The sequence below is a fragment of the Enterovirga sp. GCM10030262 genome (genome assembly GCF_042666435.1).
Classification (GTDB): domain Bacteria; phylum Pseudomonadota; class Alphaproteobacteria; order Sphingomonadales; family Sphingomonadaceae; genus Allosphingosinicella.
The window spans coordinates 1,261,712-1,277,259 of the sequence record NZ_JBHTDC010000001.1; the positions used below are offsets into that span (position 1 = coordinate 1,261,712).

Here is a 15,548-nt window from a genome sequence, read left to right on the forward strand (position 1 = left end):
CTTGATTTGACCGGGGGCGCCTAGCATAGGACGGCGCACACGCCTTCCCCTTTTCAGCGATCACGGACAATATTCCCGATGCCCAAGCTCATCCTCGTTACCCGCGACGGAACCGAAACCGCAGTCGAGGCGCGCGCGGGCTACAGCGTGATGGAGGTCATCCGCGACAACGGCTTCGACGAGCTTCTCGCTCTGTGCGGCGGTTGCTGCTCCTGCGCCACCTGCCACGTCCATGTCGACGAGGCGTGGCTGGAGCGATTGCCGCCGCGGGGCGCGGACGAGGACGATCTGCTCGACAGCTCGGACCACAAGCAGCCCAACAGCCGCCTCTCCTGCCAATTGCTGTTCGCGCCCGCGCTCGACGGAATGCGGGTCACGATCGCACCGGAGGATTGAGAAGGGGCGTCCGAACCAAGAGCGGCTAGGCCCGGGCCAATCAAGTCTTGCGTCCTCTGAATTGGTGTCCCTAAATGCAGTGGTACTGTTTCCGTAGTTCCTCTCACCGCACCTCCGAGCCCGGCCGCAACGGCAGCGGATTTTTTAGCCAGTCATGTGGGTGTCCCGTCAGGGCATCGATTTCCATCTCAGAAGGTGGCTCCCGAACGCCGTCCGCCCAGATCGCGCACTCCGTTACCAACTGGACTCGCTGTTGCTCTGTCAGGTTGAAGCGAGTCGTCACGCGTCCATAGAAGGCGTCACGCGCCAGGGGCGAGACTCCGAATTCGCCTAAACGGCAGAGATTAACAGTGAAAACACCTCCAGCGACTGGGTGCTCATAATGAGAACTGGGGGATAAGTCCGCAGTGTCAGCAAGATTAATAGCTTGCTCTATGTGTGATTGGCTCGCGCTAACATCACTACTCGATCCAATCTGTAGAGCAGCCACTACGATAAAACCAGCTTCAAATAAGCCCGGCATCTCACAATCCCGTAAATATAGTTAGAGATATTATCAGAGATTCACGAATAACTTAAAGTGTCTTGTCATTGTATTGAAAAAGCAGCTGCGCTGCTAATCCGGAATCTTCGTCAACTTTAACCCTGCATGTAATCTTTGTGCTTGAAAAGCTAGCCTGGATTATCTCCGATTCAGTTAGCCGTAACTTTGCCATCAGATGAACTAAACTTCTCTGTCCATCGTCTTTCTTGGATATTCGCTCATGTTTCAAGTAGTTTATTAGTCTATTCTTTTTCATGCACCATAATATTTGATATCTGCCATAGGCGAACAACGCGACAACTGCTGTAGCAATTGCCGCCCCATCTGCCACGACTTCAAGCACGGAGTTCGTTCCACCAGAGGCGCCTGCAGGCATAACGAGAGCTAATCCTTCTGCCCACGCGAACCCGCGAACCGCACCACCGCCGTCGGCACCGTCCGGCTCGCCGGAGTCACCCGCCAGACGATCTTTGTGCCGGGGCCGGGCTCCGCGCCCGCTTCGTTATTCTGCATCACCAGTTCGGCGTCGGTGGTGAGGGTGAAGGTGCCTTCGCGGCGCTCCACGGCTTTGTCCATCGGGCTGGTGGGGGTGGGGATGACGCCCTCGGTCTCGCCTTCGCCGAAGGCGGGGGCCTTGATGCGGGCGGTGCCGTCCTGGCGGAGTTCGATCGCGATCCAGGGGAAGATCGCGGCGGCGTCGCTGTTGAAGGGATAGACGAAGGCGCGGTCGAGCCGCCCGGAGATCGCGTAATTGACCCGGTACAGGCCGTCGCCCAGATACTGGACCGAGCGATAGCCCTGCTCCTTGCGGAGCGCCTCGGCGATGGCCTCGCGCTTGGCGCGGAGCTCCGCCGTCTCGACCGCCGGAGCGGGCGGCGCGGATTCCTCCGGCGCGGAATAGTCGCCGCCTTCCGCCTCGGGATCGGAGGAAATGCTCACATTCTGCTCGGGGTCGATGAGGATCGCCTCGCCGGCATAAGTGAAGGTGAAGCTGCGGTCGCTCCCGATGTCGAGGGTGGAGACGAACTTGCCCGGCGTCAGCAGGCAGGAGACGAGCAGCAGGGGCGCCGCCAGGATCGTCACAAGCCGCGCCATCCGCATCGCACTTCCCCCGGTCGATCAGCTTCCCGTCGTTACGGCGGCGTATAGCGCAATCGCGGCGGCGTTGGAAACGTTGAGGCTCTCGATCCGGTCGCTGATCGGCAGCCGGGCGAGGGCGTCGCAATGGGCCTGGGTGTTGTGGCGCATGCCTTCGCCCTCGGCGCCGAGCACGAGGGCGATGCGGGGCGGGCCCATCGCTTCGGCCAAGGTCATCTCCGCCTCGCCGGTGAGGCCGACCCGCCAGAAGCCGGCCTGGGCGATCTCGTCGAGGGCGCGGGCGAGGTTGACGACGCGGACCCAGGGCACCGACTCCAGCGCGCCGCTGGCGGCCTTGGCGAGGGCGCCGGATTCGGGCGGCGCGTGCCGGTCTTGCGTCACGATGCCCAAGGCGTCGAACGCGGCGGCGGAGCGCAGGATCGCGCCGACATTGTGGGGATCGGTGACCTGGTCGAGCACCAGCAGCGGCCGGCCGTCCTCGGCGCGGTCGAGCAGGTCGCCGAGCCAGATGTCGGGCAGTTTCTCGATCTCGATGACGATGCCCTGGTGCGGCGCGTCGCCGGGGACCAGCCGGCCGAGATCGGCGACGTCGGCGAAGGTCAGCGGGATAGACGGGTCGAGATCGAAGGCTTCGGCGGCCTCGCGGGTCGCCCAGATGCGCTTGACGACACGCTCGGGATTGGCGAGCGCGGCGGCGACGGCGTGGCGGCCCCAGAAGCGGGGGCGGTTCTCGGCCTTGGTGGCCTGGCGGGCTTTGCGGCGCATGGAGCGCTGCATGGCGAGTGCGAGGCTTTCTGGCAAGCGCTCGCCGCTGAACCAATCGCCCGGTGCGCGGTTGAACGGCCAAGGAGGATGCGATGGCGACCGCTCGGCCTTCTTTGCCCCAATGGCGCGGCGACCGGCTGTTCTTCATCGGAATGAGCGTCTTCGTGGCGCTCACGATATTCGCCAGCTTCGCCCGCACTTATTATCTGTCGCAATGGATGACGCCACCGGCGCGGACGCCGGAAATCACCCCGCTGCTGCACGCCCACGCTCTGGTCTTCACCTTGTGGGTCTGCCTGCTGGTCGTCCAGCCCGCGCTGGTCGCGGGCGGGCGCGTGGCGCTCCACCGCCGGCTTGGGATCGGCGGGGCGGTGCTCGCTATCCTGGTCTGGGCGCTCGGCAACCTCGCCGCCGTGAAGGCGATCCATGCCGGCTTCGCGGGCGTCGGCGACCCCTACGCCTTCTACGCCATCACCTTCTTCTCGATCCAGGCGTTCGGTATCATCGTCGTGCTGGGTGTGCTTTGGCGGGAGTATGCCGAGACGCACAAGAGGCTGATGCTGCTGTCGAGCGCGGCGATATTGGAGGCGGCGGTCGGCCGGCTGCCGGTAGGCATAGTGGCGGAGGCGGCGCCTTTGTCCTTCTATGTCGGCAGCGATCTCGTCATCGTCGCGGGCGTGGCTTACGACCTCGTCAGCCGAGGCGCCGTCCATCCCGTGTGGATCTGGGGCGGCGGTGCCTTGATTGCCAGCCAGCTTTTCAGAATAGCGATCATGGACACGACGCCGTGGCTGGCCTTCGCCCATTGGGCGGCGTCGCTCGTCTAGGATAAGGCTGGAGCGGGTAGCGGGAATCGAACCCGCGTCACAAGCTTGGAAGGCTAGTGCTCTACCATTGAGCTATACCCGCTTTCGCCCCTTCGCCTATGGCGAAGGGAGCTTCAGCGGGCAAGCCCGCTTTCCTTCGGCGCTATCGGAAATGTTTGGCGGCAAAAGCGCGTCCGGAGCCGAATTTCAGATATTGCTCGAATGCCACGGCCTTGGCCTCGTCGACGAAGGCGAAATAGCTGACCAGGTTCCACGGACGATGCTTTGAGGTATGGGGCGATTTGCCCGCATTGTGCTGGGCGAGGCGGAGCCGCAAATCCACGGCTAGCCCGGTATACCGGTATCAGCCTCGCTCCTCAAGATGTCCACATAATGCATATCGCGGACCGCTGGCTTGCCAGCCGAAGCCTTTGGCGAAGGCTGGTGGACAGGGCTGGATTCGAACCAGCGTACGGGAAACCCGGGCAGATTTACAGTCTGCTGCCTTTAACCACTCGGCCACCTGTCCCCAAGGGCGTTGGACCCTAGATAGGAAGGCGGCTCAATGGCGAAAGGGGGGCCGGCTGTCAACGCGGCCCTTCCCCTCAGTCGTCGCGCAGCCATCCCATCAGTTCGTGGAACGGAATGACCTGGTTGAAGGCGATGCCGGCGAGGCCGTCCTGGCACCAGCGGACGACGCCGTGGACCGGACGGAACTTCTCCAGCGAGAGGACGACGTGCGCGCCGGCCTCGAGCGGCTGGTCCGATTCGATCTTGATGCCGCCCTGCGAGATGTCCCGCGTGCCGACCCAGTGGGTGCGCGCGCCGACCCGCAACGTCGCCAGCCGGTCGACCTCGACCCGTGGCAGCCGCGTCCGCCAGCCATTCTCGAGCACCGACTGGGTGGCGAGCATCTCTTCGACGTCGATCGGCGCGTCGAAGGTGATGCCGATATTGGACCCGTCGACCCACGATACCCGGCCGGCGACGGCCTGGTTGGTCTTGAGCTCGACGTGAATCGCCTTTTCGGGCGTCAGGGAGGAATAGACATGCGCCATCAGCCCGCCCGCCGAAATGTTGCGGATCAGGCAAAGCTCGCGGCCGCCGTCGACCATCAAGGTGCCGACCTTCAATATGGTGAGATGACGGGCCTGCCGGCGCCTCTCCCGCGGGGGCGGCGGCGCCTCGCGCGAAAAGGAGAAAATCGTCTCCTCCAAGGCGGTGTTCATCAGCACAGAATCCTCCCTCGCCCGCCGCGCCGACGATCCCCCTTCGCCGCCGCAACCTCGTCCGAATCTACGACGCAATAAGTTTAAGAAGGCCTTACGCCGGTATCGGGTCGCCACGGCCCGTCGCGTTTCTCTTCACCGGATGCTTACGCAATGGCGGCTATGGCGGCGCCATGAACGCGCAGGGCAGGATCGAAAGCGATGCGCGCCGCGACGCCCGGCCGGCGTCGGCGGTGAGCACCGGGGTGGGCCTCGCCGGGCTGCTGGGCCTGGCCTGCTGGACGGCGGCCGGGCGCGCCTGGGGCATGGAAGGCCCGCTTGCCGCTCTGTGCGGCGTCGTCGCCTGCGGTGTGCCGATGATCCTGTGGTCGCTGTTGGTCGACAAGGTTCACCGCAATCCGAGCACCGGCATCGACTGGGATTCCGCGCCGCGCCCCCTCGTGGAAAGCGCCGACACTAGTCTCGTCAAGCTGGTCGGTCTGTGGGGCATCTGGGGCCTCATCGCGAGCCTTTACTGCATCGCGCGCTGGTATTGGGACGGCAATTATCTGTTCGCGATGCGGGTGCTGGCGGTGGGATCGGTGCCGATGCTGCTGCTGTCCGTGCCTTATATCTTCTGGCTAGACCGGCGGCTGAAGGAGCCGCGCGACGGCGCCTGGCATTTCGGACGGCTGCTGATCGGACGCGGCGCCGGAATAGACCGGGAATTGCTCCACGATTTCCTGCGAAGCTGGGCGGTGAAGGGCTTCTTCCTCGCCTTCATGATCTCGATCGTGCCCGGCAACTGGGCCGACGTCATCCGCGCCCCGGCCTGGGAGATCGCGTCCGATCCGCTTGCTTTGTCACGCTGGCTGATCGCGGGCATGTTCATGATCGACGTAACCTTCGCCACGGTGGGATACACGCTGACGATGAAGCCGCTGGACGCGCACATCCGCTCGGCCAATCCTTATGCGTCCGGCTGGGCGGCGGCTTTGATCTGCTATCCCCCCTTCATCCTGATGAATGCAGGAGGGCCGCTCGATTATCAGCAGGGCACCAGCGATTATGTCCATTGGCTGAGCGGATCGCCGCTGGCGCTCACGCTGGTCGCCTTCATCCTCGTCGCGCTGGCGGCCGTCTACGCCTGGGCGACGGTGGCGTTCGGACTGCGCTTCTCCAACCTCACCCATCGCGGCATCCTGACCCATGGACCCTATGCCTGGACCAAGCATCCGGCCTATGTGTCGAAGAACCTGTTCTGGTGGCTGGCGACCCTCCCCTTCCTCGCGACCACGGGCAATCCGGTCGACATGATCCGCAACACCGTGGTCCTCGGCATCGTGAGCGGAATCTATTACTGGCGCGCCGTCACCGAGGAAAGGCATCTGATGGCCGATCCCGCCTATCGCGACTATGCCGCCTGGATGGAGCGCCATGGCCCGATGCCAAGGCTTCTTCGCGCCCTCGGCGACTGGGCGAGGCGGGCTCCGGCGGCGGCGGAATAAGGTTCCGGCCGAACTTTCGATTGCCCGGAACGCCCCGGACGGCGCATAAGTGGCCCTCGAACGGAGAGGTGCGATGCGAATTGCGTCTGTCATCCTATTGATCGGGCTGGCGGGCTGCGCCGACCCCGGCAATGGCCAGGCCGGGAGCGCGAATATGGTGGCGATCACGATCCATGATGCGCAAGGCGAGCCCACCGATTGCGGCCTCGCGATCCGCTTTGGCAGCTACGCGATGGGCATAGACGGCGTCGCGGCGCGAAAGGTCGAGGCGCTGGTCGCCGGCGATCCGGGCGCACGCTCGGCCGCCCGCCATCGCTGGGGACGGGAAGGCGAATATACATTGTGCGTCGAGACCACGTCCGACGCGGCGGCGAAAGCGCTGTTCGGCCGAATCATGCCGATTCTCCCGGCGACGCCGCGCGGGCCGATCCAGCTGATCCTGCGCGACGGCGCCCGCCACGACGCGCCGCCGCGATAACGCCCGCGCTCAGCCCACCGCGACGAAATCGGCGTTGGTAAGCTGGACGGCGGGGACCAGCAAAGCGATCAATATCGCGTCGCCGTCGCCATTGCCGTCGGCGTCGTAGAAGATTTCGCCAGTCGGCCTGTTGTAGAGGATCCGGTCGTCGGCATCCATCGCCACCGCCCCGGCTCGGAACGCCGATACGCTCAACGTCCCGTTCGCCGCGATCCCGTCGAAGATCGTCCGGTCGAGCATGATCGTGTCGTCCGCGGCGGATAAATCGAGAATTCTGTCGACATTGTTATTCTCGTTGAGCGCGGTGTCGAAGTAGAAGCGGTCGGCGCCGCCGCCGCCCCTCAGATCATCGTCGCCGGAGCCGCCGAACAGCCGGTCATTGCCGAGCCCGCCGCTCAGCGAATCCGCACCGCCGGCGCCGTTGAGCAGGTTCGCCCCGTTATTGCCGACGATCATATTGGCCAGCCCGTTGCCGATGCCGTCGATGGCGGCGGCGCCGGTGAGGGTCAGTCGCTCGACATTGTTGCCAAGTGTGAAATCGACCGAGCTTCGGACGATGTCATTGCCGGCGCCCGCGGCTTCGAGCGCTTTGTCGCCGACGGCGTTGACCGTGTAGGAATCATTGCCACCGCCGCCGCGCATCGTGTCCGCGCCGCCGGCCCCGTCGAGGAGGTTGGCCACCGCATTGCCGGTGAGGGCGTTGGCGAGCGCGTTGCCGGTCCCGCGCGCGGCCGTGCCGGTCAGGACGAGGTTTTCGAGATTGTTGCCGAGGGTGAAGTTGAGACTGCTGCTCACCGTATCGATGCCGGCGCCCACGGCTTCCAGAGCTTTGTCGCCGCCATTGTCGACCATGTAGAGATCGTTGCCGTCGTTGCCGCGCATCGTGTCGGCGCCGCCAGCTCCGTCGAGGACGTTGTTCGCATCATTGCCAGTGATGGCGTTGGCGAGGCCGTTGCCGGTCCCGCGGGCGGCGGATCCGATGAGGATCAGGTTCTCGACATTGTTGCCCAGGATGAAGCTCGCGCTGCTCCGGACGACGTCCGTTCCCATGGCCGCGGCCTCGATGGCGGCGTCGCCGCTGTCGTCGGCAAGGTAAGTGTCGTCGCCATCGCCGCCGCGCATCGTGTCGGCGCCGCCGGCTCCATCGAGCAGGTTCGTCTGGTCGTTGCCGGTAAGGGTGTTGGCGAGATTGTTGCCGGTGCCTTTTTCGGCGGTTCCGAGCAGGGTCAGGTTCTCGACATTGGTGCCGAGCGTGAAGTTTATGGTGCTCCTGACGATATCTGTGCCCGCCCCGGCCGCCTCGATCGCCTGGTCGGCGCCGACGTTGACCATGTAAATGTCGTTGCCGCCGCCGCCGCGCATCGAATCGGCGCCGCCGGCGCCGTCGAGCATGTTGTTCCGGGCATTGCCGATGAGGATGTTGACGAGGCCGTTCCCGGTTCCCCTCGCCGCGGTCCCGATCAGGGTAAGGTTCTCGACATTGATGCCGAGGACATAATTGACCGAGCTCTTCACCAGGTCGACGCCGCCGGTCGCCGTCTCCAGCGCCCGGTCGGCGCCGCTATCGGCCATGAAAATATCGTCGCCATCCCCGCCGCGCATCGTGTCGACGCCGCCGCGGCCGTTCAGGATATTCGCCAGTTCATTGCCGACGATGACGTTGACGATGTCGTTGCCGACACCGCTGACCGCCGCGCCGGTCAAAGTGAGGCGCTCGACATGGTCGGAGAGCGCGAAGTTCGCCGAGCTGATGACGATGTCGTTGCCCTCGTCCGGATCCTCCAGCGCCGTATCGTCGGAACTGTCGACCAGGAAGGTATCGTTGCCGTCGCCGCCCAGCATCCTGTCCGCGCCCGCGCCGCCATCGAGGATGTTCGCGCCGACATTGCCGATCAGCCGGTCGTCGGCGACGCTGCCCAGCGCGTTCTCGATCAGGTTGACGATCACGCCCCCGACCCTAACCGCCGCCGCGAGGCCGATATTGTTGGGGATGGCGCCGATCGTCGAGAAGGCGCCCGGGTTGAGGTTGAGCGTCACCGGACCGCTCTGGTTGGCGCCGCTGAACAGGTCCGTCCCGCCCGCGTCCCATGCGCACAGGATCGCACCCATTCCGTTGGCGAGCAGGCCGCCATCGGCTAGCGCGAACGCGGTGGCGCCGGTGCCAAAATAAACATCGTCGCCGGCGCGGGTCGAAAGATTGGGCCCGTAGAGCGCCTGCATCGCCTGAATGTCGAACAGCATCGGCGTGATCGGCCAGGCCGAACTTTCGTCCGGCACGCCGACCTGGCCGGGATGCACATCGTAGGACATCACAGTATATTGATTGTTGTTGCGGGGGTCGCCGGCCGTGTTGTTCGGATCCTGGTCCGGATGGGTCAGGCCGAGCGCGTGGCCGAGCTCGTGCAGATAGGTCTGCCAGCCAGTATTGCCGAACTGCGCGGCATTCTGAAGGCCGAGGCCTCGGTTGATCCAGACATCGCCATGGCTCGACCGCGTGCCGAGTTCGCCCGGGAAGTCCGACACGAACCCGAACGTGTTCGGATCGCCCGTGAAGTCCGCCGAGCCGAAGGTGATGTCGCCGACCGTGCCGCCATTCCTCACCTTGAAGACGTAGAGGCCCTGCTCGCCTGTGTTGCCGACCGTGCCTTCGAGGCCGAGCATCGCGCCCCCGTCGCCGGACTGGCTCAGCTCGAAGAAATCGCCGCCATTGCCGGCGGAATAGCCTGCCCGGGCGGCGGTGCCGCCGAGGCCGCCCGTACCGCCGCTGGCATCGCCCGTCGTCCAGTTGAGGTCGGCATAGCGGAACACGATGTCGAAATCGCCGCCGCCGCGGTCGAACATCTGGAGCTGGAAGCTGTTGGTGGTTTCGGCATTCTGGAAATAATAGCCGACGCCGGACCAGGTGACGGTCAGCACTCCATTGGCCTCGTCCATGTCGACGAAGATCGGTGCGCTGTCGGGCGACGCATCGTCCGCGTCCTGCCGCGTGTCGACGTCGGCCCAGAAGGGGGCGATGATCGGCGTCGAGCCGCCGCTGATCTGGAACGGCGTGAAGGTACCGATCGAGCTTCCGAACGAGATGTTGCCGTTCGTGTTGACGAAGATGTCGGTATAGGTGTTGCCGAAGAAGTTGAGGCCTTCGGCGAACACCGAGCTGATATTGTAGAAGGACGAGCCGTCGTCGTTGCGAGGAACTTCGATCTCGCCGAAGCCCGACGCGCCGCCGAGCCCCCCGATCAAATTGCCGTCGCCGGTGACCGGCGCGCCCGTCTCCGGTCCGTCGTCGATGCTCCCCGGGACGAGGTTGATGTTGGCGACCTCATTCCAGGCGGCGACCGCGAGCTCCGACAATATCCGTTCCCCGACCGTCATCGAAGCATTCGCGTCGAGCGGCAGATCGTCCGAAGGGTCGCCCGGATTGATCCGGATCTTGTCCGGCACTGTGTCGCCGTCGGTATCGACGCGCTCGTAATAACTGGGGATCGTCGCTCCGAGGAACGAATAGGTGATGGCCTCGCCGCCGTTATGCCAGCCGTCGGCGCCGCCTACCAGAAGCGAATTGAAGGTCGTCATGGCGCGACTCCCGCAAGAGGGGAAAAACGCGACTCATTACTGGGGGACGAGAAGAATCCGCCTGAATCGCGCGCGAGTCAATCGGTCATCGCGAGCCGCGAACCTGCGCGTGGAAGGGCGCATCACGGCCGCTCGCGCGTGTCCGGATGAGGTCAGTCGGAGCACTCGTACCAACGCCGCGTCCGCTTCGCGATCGCCACCACGGACAGCATCACCGGCACCTCGACGAGGACGCCGACGACGGTCGCGAGGGCGGCGCCCGACTGGAGCCCGAACAGGCTGATCGCCGCCGCCACGGCGAGCTCGAAGAAGTTGGAGGCGCCGATCAGGGCGGCCGGAGCGGCGACGCACCAGGCGACGCCGAACCTGCGGCTGAGCCAGTAAGCGAGGCCGGCGTTGAAATAGACCTGGATCAGGATTGGCACCGCGAGCAGGGCGATGACCAGGGGCTGGGCGAGGATGGCGTCGCCCTGGAAGCCGAACAGCAGGACCAGCGTTGTCAGCAACGCGACGAGCGAAACCGAGCCGAGCCGTTTCAGCAGGCGATCCAGCGCCGGCTGGCCGCCGCTCGCGAGGCGGTGCCGCCGGATGAGCTGCGCGACGACGACCGGCACGACGATGTAGAGCAGGACCGAGAGCAACAACGTTTCCCACGGCACCGCGATCGAGGCGACCCCGAGCAGCAGGCCGACCAGGGGCGCGAAGGCGAAGACCATGATGAGGTCGTTCAGGGCCACCTGGCTCAAGGTGTAATGCGGCTCGCCCTCGCATAGGTTCGACCAGACGAACACCATCGCCGTGCAGGGCGCGGCGGCGAGGAGGATGAGGCCGGCGATATAGCTCTCGATCTGGTCCGGCGGGAGCAGCGGCCGGAACAGCCAGCCGATGAACAAGGTGCCGAGCAAGGCCATGGAAAAGGGCTTCACCGCCCAGTTGATGAACAGGGTGACGCCGACACCGCGCATGTGCTGGCGTACCTGTCCGAGCGCCGCGAAATCGATCCTGAGCAGCATCGGCACGATCATCAGCCATACGAGCGCCGCCACCGGCAGATTGACCCGCGCCACCTCGGCCGCCGCTATCGCCGCGAAGGCTTGCGGCAGCGCCGCGCCAAGCGCGATTCCGACGGCGATGCACAGGGCGACCCAGAGCGAGAGATAACGCTCGAAGCCCGGTATTGCCGGGCGAGCCGGCGGTTGATCGGAGATTGCCGTCGCCATGGCTCAGCCGCGCTCCCGCCTCGCTTCGGCCGAACGGCCGGTGGACGGGAGCGAGAGGCTGAGGATGCGATGCCTCATGACGGCATCGCGGGCGCGCAGCAGGCGGCTTCGGCGGCGCCGGCGGACAAGGCAGTGAAGGAGGGGCTGTCGCCATAGACGGTGGCTTCGCCGCGCGTGAGGAACGCTTCCCACACGATTCCGTCGGGATCGGCGATCCAGCTCTTTTCCGACCGGGCGTAGCAGCAGGTGGTGGCGCCTTCCGCCAGCACCGGCCGGTCGGCGGCCTTGAGACGGTCGTAAACCTCTGCGAGTTCCTCCTCATCTCCGGCTTGGATGCCGAGATGCTCGATGCCTTTGGCGGCGTGGTCGCCGCTCGAAATGGCGAAATTAACGCGCGGGTCGTCGAGCATCCATTTGGCATAATCCGGCTTCACCACCGCCGGCTCCGCGCCGAACAATGTGGAGTAGAATCCGATCGAGCGGTCGAGGTCGGCAACTCCGACATGGACGTGAAGGCGCTTCATGCCGATTTCCTTTCAGGCTTCAGGGAGGAGGAAGAGACCGCGGTCCCGCACGGCTGCGGCGGGCAAGCCGCGCCGCCGCAGCAATTTTCCATCAGATAGCCGACGAGCGCGTTCATCGCGGCATAGTCCGCCGTATAGATGAGCGACCGGCCGCGCCGTTCCTGACGGATGAGGCCGGCGCGGGTAAGCTGCGCGAGGTGGAAGGATAGCGAGCTGTTGGGCACGCCCAGCGCGTCCGCGATGGCGCCGGCGGGCATGCCGTCCCGGCCGGCTTGGACGAGCAGGCGGAACAAAGCCAGTCGATGCTCCTGCGCCAGCGCCGAAAGCGCGCCAACGACCGTCGGCGCTTCGAGCGCGGCGATGCTTTTTTCAGCGGGCATGTTCCTGTCGCTCCATATTTCGACGATTATCGAATTATGTCGCTACGTGGCGCCTGTCAACGACTTTTCTACTATAATCGAAATATGCAGGATGCCGCCGATCAGGCCGCGTCATCCGCGGCGAACGCGGCGAGCTTGATCGCCAGTTCCACCTCGCGGCGGACGCCGACCTTGCGGAAGACGATCTTGAGCTGCGACTGGACCGTGCTCAAGGACACGCCCCGCTCGGCCGCGATCCGGTCGCGCGAATGGCCGGCGAGGAAGGATCGTACGATATCGGTCTCGGATGCCGTCAGTCCGTAGAGGCTCCCCATCAGCGACGGCGCGATGCCAGCGGCGCCCGCGCCCTGCCGGACCACCATCACCGCGCGCGGCGCGAAGCCGAAACTGTAATCGCGCTTCGGCAAGGCGAGGAAGCTCAGCACGACCACGCGATCCCCCGCGCCGACCAGAATCGTCGAAGAGACGCCCGCGCCGGGCTCGGAGCCGGTGGCCATGGCGAGCGCCGAAGCGATGGCGGCGGCGTCCTCGGCCGTGCGCCCCTGCAAGCGCCCGCCGCCCAGCCGCACCGGAAGGCGGCCGTCCAGGCAGGTTTCCGCCCTGGGAGTCATCGCGCGCACCGATCCGAAGGCGTCGCAGACCACCGCCGCCAGCGCCATCGTCTCGAGCGTACCCGCTACGAGCTGCGCGCCCTGCTGTTCCAGCATCTGCGAGAGTCTGACCGCCCGGCGGACGTCTGGGGCAATGCGGGCGAAGACAGCGCGGTCCCGCGCGGTCGTCGGCCCGTCCCGCGCGCTCCTCAGCATGGCCAGTCCGACGAGGCTGTCCTCTTCCATGAATAGATTGGTCTGGCAGCCGAAGGGGATATCGTGCCGGTGGACGAATTCCTCGTACACGTCGTCGGCGAGCAAAGGCTTCGCCGCCAGATAGTCCCGTTCCGAGAGCACCTCCAGCACCCCGCCGCCGAAGCCCGCGGCAACTCGCCAGTTGATTCCCGGATCGCCTCCACCGATCGCGGAGAACTCCTCCAGTCCGCGCTCGGTGAACTCGGTAATGTGGTTGAACGGGATCGCGGCGGGTCCGCCGAAGCCGATAATCTGCCCGCGCGCCGAGCCGGTCACGTCGGCGAACCGGGCGAGCGCCGGTATCCAGCCACTTTCGTCGAACACGACTTCGGCGAACATGTTCGCAATCGAAAGCAACTCGGCTTCGCGCATCCCGCCCCCGGTTATCCCACCAACATCGACCGGTCCCGCCGCCGCCCGCGCAAAAGCTCCCCAACTCGAACGGACGTCCTCAGATTAGGGGATGAAGCGTAAAAAACCAGCCCTTATCAAAAGGACAGCGGCGAAGGCCCGATGGACGGCCACGTCCAGCGTCGGAATCGCGGGAAGCCGCGCCGCCCAGCTACTTCATCCGGTCGTATGGACCGGACCTACTCCCATTCGATCGTGCCCGGCGGTTTCGACGTATAATCATACACCACCCGGTTGATGCCCTTGACCTCGTTGATGATGCGCGTCGCGCAGCGCGAAAGGAAGGCGGCGTCGAACGGGTAGATGTCGGCGGTCATGCCATCGGTCGAGGTGACGGCGCGCAGCGCGCAGACATATTCGTAGGTGCGGTGGTCGCCCATCACGCCGACGGTGCGGACCGGCAGCAGCACCGCGAACGCCTGCCAGATCGCGTCGTAGAGGCCGGCGTTGCGGATCTCCTCCAGATAGATGGCGTCGGCCTTGCGCAGGATGTCGCAGCGTTCCTTGGTGACTTCGCCCGGGATGCGGATGGCGAGGCCGGGCCCCGGAAACGGGTGGCGGCCGACGAAGGCGTCGGGAAGCCCCAGCTCGCGGCCGAGCTCGCGCACCTCGTCCTTGAACAATTCGCGCAAGGGCTCGACCAGCTTCATGTTCATGCGCTCGGGCAGGCCCCCGACATTATGGTGGCTCTTGATCGTCACCGAGGGACCGCCGGTGAAGCTGACGCTCTCGATCACGTCGGGATAGAGCGTGCCTTGGGCCAGAAAATCGGCGCCGCCGATCTTCTTCGCCTCCTCCTCGAACACCTCGACAAAGGTCTTGCCGATGAACTTGCGCTTGGCTTCGGGATCGGTGACGCCGGCGAGACCGTTCAGGAACAGGGTCTCCGCGTCGACGTGGACCAGCGGAATATTGTAGGCGCCCCGGAAGAGGCTCACGACCTGCTCGGCCTCGCTGGCCCGCATCAGCCCGTGATCGACGAACACGCAGGTCAATTGGTCGCCGATCGCCTCGTGGATCAGCACCGCGGCGACCGCGCTGTCGACTCCGCCCGAAAGCCCGCAAATCACCTTGCCGTCGCCGACCTGTTCGCGGATCTCGGCGATCTTGGCTTCCCGGAATTCGGCCATCGTCCAGTCGCCCGGCAGGCCGCAGACGTGGCGGACGAAATTGGCGAGCAACTTGCCGCCGTCGGGCGTGTGGACCACCTCGGGGTGGAACATCAGGCTGTAGAAGCGCCGCGCCTCGTCGGTCGCCACCGCATAAGGCGCGCCTTCGGAACGGGCGACGACGCTGAAACCTTCCGGCAGCGCTTCGACCCGGTCGCCATGGCTCATCCACACCTGGTGGAGTTCGCCCGCTTTCCACAGCCCGTCGAACAGAGCCGATTCGCCGCAAATCTCAATGAAGGCCCGGCCGAATTCGCGGCTGTCGGAAGGGGCGACCCTGCCGCCCAACTGGTGCGCCATGGTTTGCTGGCCGTAGCAGATGGCGAGGATCGGCAGCCCGGCGTCGAACAGATGCTGCGGGGCGCGGGGGCTGTCGTCCCACATCACCGAGGACGGGCCGCCCGAAAGGATGATGCCCTTGGGCTTCAATCGCGCGAACGCCTCGTCGGCGGCGTTGAAGGGGGCGATTTCGCTATAGACCCCCGCCTCGCGCACGCGGCGGGCGATGAGCTGGGTCACCTGGCTGCCGAAATCGACAATCAGGATGGAATCAGTCGGCTGGACGGTCATGGATGAAGGAGCTTCCGCGGGCAAAAAGAATGCGCGCGAGCCCTAAGGCCCGC

Annotated in this window: 13 protein-coding genes, 2 tRNA genes and 1 pseudogene; 4 read left to right on the forward strand and 12 right to left on the reverse strand. The window is 65.3% G+C overall.

Annotation, left to right across the window (positions count from 1 at the left end; all coding sequences use genetic code 11):
• The first annotated feature begins 78 nt into the window (after window positions 1–78).
• Window positions 79–396 (forward strand): 2Fe-2S iron-sulfur cluster-binding protein, encoded by a 318-nt coding sequence (locus ACFQRC_RS06135; protein WP_379958955.1) that lies wholly within the window; start codon window positions 79–81, stop codon window positions 394–396.
• A gap of 928 nt (window positions 397–1,324) precedes the next feature.
• Here ACFQRC_RS06135 and ACFQRC_RS06140 read toward each other — a convergent pair.
• On the reverse strand, window positions 1,325–2,035 hold the full coding sequence (locus ACFQRC_RS06140) for a hypothetical protein (RefSeq protein WP_379958957.1): 711 nt from the start codon (window positions 2,033–2,035) through the stop codon (window positions 1,325–1,327).
• 24 nt (window positions 2,036–2,059) lie between these two features.
• Entirely contained in the window at window positions 2,060–2,803 is a 744-nt protein-coding gene (rlmB, locus tag ACFQRC_RS06145) for a 23S rRNA (guanosine(2251)-2'-O)-methyltransferase RlmB (protein ID WP_379958959.1), read from the reverse strand.
• A 92-nt stretch (window positions 2,804–2,895) separates the two neighbouring features.
• Here rlmB and ACFQRC_RS06150 point away from each other — a divergent pair, with 92 nt between their 5' ends.
• Window positions 2,896–3,630, forward strand: coding sequence for a hypothetical protein (locus tag ACFQRC_RS06150; RefSeq protein ID WP_379958961.1), 735 nt, complete (start codon window positions 2,896–2,898; stop codon window positions 3,628–3,630).
• 8 nt (window positions 3,631–3,638) lie between these two features.
• On the opposite strand, the gene ACFQRC_RS06155 is transcribed toward ACFQRC_RS06150, so the two are convergent.
• From ACFQRC_RS06155 to ACFQRC_RS06170, 4 genes and pseudogenes are all read right to left on the reverse strand, one after another.
• Window positions 3,639–3,712, reverse strand: a tRNA-Gly gene (locus ACFQRC_RS06155).
• Between the two features lie 60 nt (window positions 3,713–3,772).
• Window positions 3,773–3,958: pseudogene (locus ACFQRC_RS06160) on the reverse strand (GIY-YIG nuclease family protein); the annotation flags it as partial.
• A gap of 93 nt (window positions 3,959–4,051) precedes the next feature.
• A tRNA-Tyr gene (locus tag ACFQRC_RS06165) sits at window positions 4,052–4,138 on the reverse strand.
• A gap of 76 nt (window positions 4,139–4,214) precedes the next feature.
• Window positions 4,215–4,838 carry a PilZ domain-containing protein gene (locus tag ACFQRC_RS06170; RefSeq protein ID WP_379958964.1) on the reverse strand — a complete coding sequence of 208 codons (624 nt, stop codon included), beginning with the start codon at window positions 4,836–4,838 and terminating at the stop codon, window positions 4,215–4,217.
• Window positions 4,839–5,011: 173 nt separating this feature from the next.
• Between ACFQRC_RS06170 and ACFQRC_RS06175 the strand changes: the two genes are divergently transcribed.
• Window positions 5,012–6,325 (forward strand): methyltransferase family protein, encoded by a 1,314-nt coding sequence (locus ACFQRC_RS06175; RefSeq protein ID WP_379958967.1) that lies wholly within the window; start codon window positions 5,012–5,014, stop codon window positions 6,323–6,325.
• A 73-nt stretch (window positions 6,326–6,398) separates the two neighbouring features.
• Entirely contained in the window at window positions 6,399–6,803 is a 405-nt protein-coding gene (locus ACFQRC_RS06180; RefSeq protein WP_379958970.1) for a hypothetical protein, read from the forward strand.
• A 9-nt stretch (window positions 6,804–6,812) separates the two neighbouring features.
• Here the strand turns inward: ACFQRC_RS06180 and ACFQRC_RS06185 are convergent, their stop codons facing one another.
• The 6 genes from ACFQRC_RS06185 to guaA form a co-directional block, all read right to left on the reverse strand.
• Entirely contained in the window at window positions 6,813–10,376 is a 3,564-nt protein-coding gene (locus tag ACFQRC_RS06185) for a nidogen-like domain-containing protein (protein WP_379958973.1), read from the reverse strand.
• A 152-nt stretch (window positions 10,377–10,528) separates the two neighbouring features.
• Window positions 10,529–11,554 carry an ACR3 family arsenite efflux transporter gene (arsB, locus tag ACFQRC_RS06190; protein WP_379960405.1) on the reverse strand — a complete coding sequence of 342 codons (1,026 nt, stop codon included), beginning with the start codon at window positions 11,552–11,554 and terminating at the stop codon, window positions 10,529–10,531.
• A 116-nt stretch (window positions 11,555–11,670) separates the two neighbouring features.
• Window positions 11,671–12,120, reverse strand: a complete 450-nt coding sequence (locus tag ACFQRC_RS06195) for an ArsI/CadI family heavy metal resistance metalloenzyme (protein WP_379958976.1) — start codon at window positions 12,118–12,120, stop codon at window positions 11,671–11,673.
• Window positions 12,117–12,500, reverse strand: a complete 384-nt coding sequence (locus ACFQRC_RS06200) for an ArsR/SmtB family transcription factor (protein WP_379958979.1) — start codon at window positions 12,498–12,500, stop codon at window positions 12,117–12,119. Before ACFQRC_RS06200 ends, ACFQRC_RS06195 begins: the two co-directional genes overlap by 4 nt.
• Window positions 12,501–12,601: 101 nt before the next feature.
• Window positions 12,602–13,717, reverse strand: coding sequence for a helix-turn-helix transcriptional regulator (locus ACFQRC_RS06205; RefSeq protein WP_379958981.1), 1,116 nt, complete (start codon window positions 13,715–13,717; stop codon window positions 12,602–12,604).
• A 218-nt stretch (window positions 13,718–13,935) separates the two neighbouring features.
• The gene (gene guaA / locus ACFQRC_RS06210) at window positions 13,936–15,495 is read right to left on the reverse strand and encodes a glutamine-hydrolyzing GMP synthase (RefSeq protein ID WP_379958984.1); all 1,560 of its coding nucleotides are present in this window, start codon (window positions 15,493–15,495) and stop codon (window positions 13,936–13,938) included.
• Window positions 15,496–15,548: the final 53 nt, after the last annotated feature.